Origin of the sequence: Lactococcus sp. UBA7128, from assembly GCF_002492185.1 — a bacterium.
Taxonomy (GTDB): domain Bacteria; phylum Bacillota; class Bacilli; order Lactobacillales; family Streptococcaceae; genus Lactococcus; species Lactococcus muris.
The window spans coordinates 1-4,191 of record NZ_DKXK01000027.1 but is presented as its reverse complement, the minus strand read 5'-3'; the positions used below and the strand labels follow the sequence as shown (position 1 = coordinate 4,191).

Sequence of the window (4,191 nt, the reverse complement as noted above, 5' to 3'; positions counted from 1 at the left end):
TACCACCGCAGAGTTGACAGAGCCCATTTTCTTTATGGAAGGTGCGAAGCTGGGTCACTTTTGGTACAATAGAGAAGATGATATTACTATTTAATAAACCCTTTGACGTACTCACAAAATTTACTGATACTGACAATCGTAAGACACTGAAAGATTATATTGACATTCCTAATGTATATGCTGCAGGAAGGTTAGATAAAGACAGTGAAGGCTTGCTTTTACTGACCGATGATGGGAAGTTAAATCATAAGCTCACTGACCCAAAGTCCAAATCTTATAAGACCTATCTTGTACAGGTAGAAGGAGAGTTTACAGAAGAAGCAGCTCAAAAACTGCGTGCTGGTGTGCTGCTCAAGGATGGCAAAACCCTTCCGGCAAAAGTTAGACGAGTTTCAGAACCCGAATGGCTGTGGGAGAGAACGCCACCGATTCGTGAGCGAAAATCAATACCCACAAGTTGGGTTGAAATTTCCATCAAAGAAGGAAAAAACCGCCAAGTACGTCGAATGACTGCCAATGTAGGCTTTCCAACATTACGTTTGATACGTACAAAAATCGGTGATTATGAGTTAGGCTCTCTTCCCTTAGGTAAATATAAAATAATAAACTAAAAAAGAGCAAAGGCTCTTTTTTAGTTGCTTAAAAACTGCGTCCACCCCCGGAACCGCCTCCGCCACCAGAGAAGCCCCCACCGCTAGAATCATTATTCCGAGGGATATGCCGGGTCGTGATGAAGGAGTTTACAAGTGTATCGCTACGTTTAGAGAGTTTTAATGCGCCATTTTTTTGATATTCGTAGTTCCAGCGTGCGCCTAGTTTTAGCTGATAGCGAGACACAAGAACAACAACAAATGCGCCAGCTGCAATCAGTGCAGCAATAACAGCGATTAGGATATATGCAGGACGAAAGGAGCGATGAAAAGTAACCTCCCCTGTGTCTGGGTTGACCGAGTACTGACGACCACCAGGGATACCTTGCTGGTAATAGTGATCGACTTGTTCATAAAAGCTTTCGATAGCTTGCCGATAATTTTCATTACTTAACTGAGGCTGGACAACATCAAGGATGGAGTCAATGCGAGAAGAAGTGATATAGTACTTTAAATTTCCAGTCGCCCAGATATAAACTTCACGCTGCCCCATGTCAATCAGGAGAACAATACCATTATTGCCTTGTCCGACTTTATTAGCCAGATAATCAACCGCAAATTCTTTTGGAGGCTGTGTATTGGTCGTTGTTGTAACAACAAAGACACCAGCCTTAGTTTTCTCTGATAGCCTTTGGGCTTCCTCTGTGAGGGCTGATGTTGTGCCAGCCAGAATACCTGCCTGATCATCAATACCTATTTGCTGTGCCTCTACTGCTTTGGAAAAGCCAAACAGCGTCAACACTGCAAATAAGGTAAGAAACAGGGATAAAAATGTTATTTTCTTTTTCATGATACATACCACCCCACAATTAAACCTAAGAGAAGAACAGCAAAGAAGATAGATACTGCCACAAGAATAACTCTGGTCTTGTCGACAGGGAGAATTCCGGCCGTTTTTCCTGTCTGTCCATTCATGGCGTAATAGAAAAGTTTGTCACTGTTTTTCTGACGATAGGTGACGAGCCAGAGGGGTAAAAGCACATAGTCACTTTCCAAATTCTTGATACTTTGTTGAGATTGGACACTGGTAACAGCAGTATAACCTTGGATTGTGTCACGCATCAGCGCTTCAGAATACTGGCGTAGCTCGCTATCAACTCTTTCCTTAATTTCCTCAAACTCAATGTCTCTTTTTTCAGTTAAAAAACCTGAAAGGTATTGATTTTTGAAAGAAACAGCCTTGGATAGGTCAAAAGGCTGAACGGCCCCGACCATCTTTTCAGGCTCATTTTTTTTCAAAGCATTTTTTACCAAATCTTGAAAAGAACTGTCACCTTCACGGATAATATGATACTGCTTTGTTTCCGTATATTCTAAATCACCAACGATCCATACACGGATGTTATTGGCACGAGCCTCTAGTTGACCTTGTAAATCTGCACCGACAACCCAATAAGGAAAGTATACACCTTGAAGTTGCTTGATTTGCTTTTTATCAAAGAAATCTTTCGGGACAAATTTCTTTTTGCCTACCCATTTAAGAAAGGCTTCCTCAGCTTCTTTTTGCTCAATCTGAAAAGGCAAAACCTTTTCAGGGAGGAATTTCCCAGACAAGCGTTCAGATAGCACAACAGGATTGTGACAATAATAGCAAAAAGTAGAAGCAGTAGTTGCCTCTGTTACAATCTCAGCACCGCAAGAAGGGCAAACAAAGAGCCCAACCTGATCGTCAATCTGTGTTTCTGAATGATCAGGTTCTAGAGGAACATCTGGAGCACTTTCTTCTGATAGTCCCTTGTCTTCTTGTTTAGCTTCAAAGGCAGTAACTTCCTCTTCCGTAAAGCTAGATAAGCAATACTGACAATGAAACTTTTGACTTTTAGGGTCAAATAAGAGAGGGCCGCCACAGTTAGGACAGAGATGGGTGAGAACCTTCGACTGGCTCATAATTTACCTCTTTCTGTTCTTTATAAAGGCTTGGCAACGAAAGGTTGACCACATTCCGGACAGAATTTTGGCACACCATTCGCTAAATTAACGACAGCATTACAGGCTGAACAAGCCATTTCAATCTTTAAGTTGGCTGTTGCTTCAGGTTTTTTCTCCCCACAGTTTGAACAGAATTTTCCTGTGTTTTCTGTGCCACAAGCGGAGCATGTCCAAGTATTTTCCGATTTTGATGCAGTCTTTTCTTGTTGAGCCATTTGGGCTTGATTTGAGGCACTGGCTTGACCGAGAACATCACCAGCTTGGTTCATTCCCATGCCCATTCCCATAAAAGCTTGCATGGCTCCACCAGTGTTGCTTCCAGCAGCTTCGATACCGCGAGCCACAGCGCCTTGCATATAGCCTTCACGCACATTTGGATCACCCAGCATTGCACCTTGGTTACGCATGTTGATCAGTTTTTGGCTGTCATCTGTGTAACTGATTGAGCTTACAGCAACAGCGACTACTTCGATTCCGCGAAGCTTGCGCCACTCTTCGTCAAGTGTATCTGCCATATATTTTGAAAGTTCAACAGATTTTGAAGGAAGGAAAGAAACGCGCTCACCTTGCGCTGAGTAGAGGTTGATTGACGTATTCAATGCTGTTAAAAATTCTTGGAGATATTGTTCGTTGATATCTGAAATTTCAACTTGAGTTTGATTTTTTGGAATGGCATTAGCATAGAACAAGATAGGATCTGTAATTCTTATCGAATATGTTCCATGCGTACGGAGAAAGAGTTCCGCATTGTAGAAGTTGTCAAAGTATTGTAAAGGCGTAGCTGTTCCAAACTTAATGCCTTTAATTTCTTGAAGATTAATATAGTAAACTTCTTGTTTCTGGGGTGTCACACCACCAAATTTAAAACGAAAGAAGGCTTCTTGAACAGATTCTTTAAGACCGCCGTTAAACATAGAAGGTGCTGTGTCATTTTTGACCGTATAATAACCTTCTTCAGCGGTATAGTCAATAATCTTGCCACCATCAACTAAGAGCATCATCATATTAGGATAGACATGCACGACAGATCCGTCTGTGATGACATCAGAAGTTCCTTTGCGATTGCTGCCGCGTTTATCGTCCTTGCGCACCATGACACCTTTGGTCATGACGGTTTGATCGGACATATCTTCTGGTTCAATGACTTCCAGCCATTGATCGGCCAATGTGCCTCCAAGGCTACTTGTTGCTGCTTTAATGATACCCATATTTTTCTCCTATCTCTATTTAATTACACGTTTTCATTATACCATATAAAGAAAGGATTTTTTTACAACTCAAGTAGGATTTATTGATTCTTGTAATTCCTTAAAATTTAGGTTATAATACCTTAAAACCTTTAACTTAGTCCAGAGAGGCTAGCAAGGATACGATGAATTATATTTCCCTTATTTTGCCTGCTTCTAGGAGCTTGGTAAAGGAGATAGATGCTTTTTGTACACCTGCAGCGTCTCTGCAGGTGTTTTATTATCATTCTTTCTGCTTTAGCAGATTAGAATGATAATACGCAAGGAGCGGATCGAGTTGTGACCCTTCAGTCATTCTTTCTGCTTTAGCAGATTAGAATGATAATACGCAAGGAGCGAAGCGAGTTGTGACCCCTCAGTCATTC

General features: G+C 41.5%; 4 protein-coding genes. 1 reads left to right on the top strand and 3 read right to left on the bottom strand.

Features of this window, described 5'->3' with window-relative positions:
* Positions 1 to 77 precede the first annotated feature (77 nt).
* A complete protein-coding gene (locus B4H39_RS03630; RefSeq protein WP_251423978.1) occupies positions 78 to 611 on the top strand; it encodes an rRNA large subunit pseudouridine synthase E in 534 nt (177 codons plus the stop codon).
* Positions 612 to 639: 28 nt separating this feature from the next.
* Here B4H39_RS03630 and B4H39_RS03625 read toward each other — a convergent pair whose 3' ends face one another.
* From B4H39_RS03625 to B4H39_RS03615, 3 genes are read right to left on the bottom strand one after another with little or no spacing between them, the layout of a single operon-like run.
* The gene (locus B4H39_RS03625; protein WP_251423983.1) at positions 640 to 1,440 is read right to left on the bottom strand and encodes a TPM domain-containing protein; all 801 of its coding nucleotides are present in this window, start codon (positions 1,438 to 1,440) and stop codon (positions 640 to 642) included.
* Positions 1,437 to 2,537 carry a TFIIB-type zinc ribbon-containing protein gene (locus B4H39_RS03620; protein ID WP_202230966.1) on the bottom strand — a complete coding sequence of 367 codons (1,101 nt, stop codon included), beginning with the start codon at positions 2,535 to 2,537 and terminating at the stop codon, positions 1,437 to 1,439. Before B4H39_RS03620 ends, B4H39_RS03625 begins: the two co-directional genes overlap by 4 nt.
* A 20-nt stretch (positions 2,538 to 2,557) precedes the next feature.
* Positions 2,558 to 3,787, bottom strand: coding sequence for an SPFH domain-containing protein (locus B4H39_RS03615; RefSeq protein ID WP_202230967.1), 1,230 nt, complete (start codon positions 3,785 to 3,787; stop codon positions 2,558 to 2,560).
* Positions 3,788 to 4,191 lie beyond the last annotated feature (404 nt).

Bases quoted from the DNA above. Each gene is read 5' to 3' on its own strand.
- B4H39_RS03625 (WP_251423983.1), bottom strand. From the start codon at position 1,440: ATGAAAAAGAAAATAACATTTTTATCCCTGTTTCTTACCTTATTTGCA.
- B4H39_RS03615 (WP_202230967.1), bottom strand. From the start codon at position 3,787: ATGGGTATCATTAAAGCAGCAACAAGTAGCCTTGGAGGCACATTGGCC.
- B4H39_RS03630 (WP_251423978.1), top strand. From the start codon at position 78: ATGATATTACTATTTAATAAACCCTTTGACGTACTCACAAAATTTACT.
- B4H39_RS03620 (WP_202230966.1), bottom strand. From the start codon at position 2,537: ATGAGCCAGTCGAAGGTTCTCACCCATCTCTGTCCTAACTGTGGCGGC.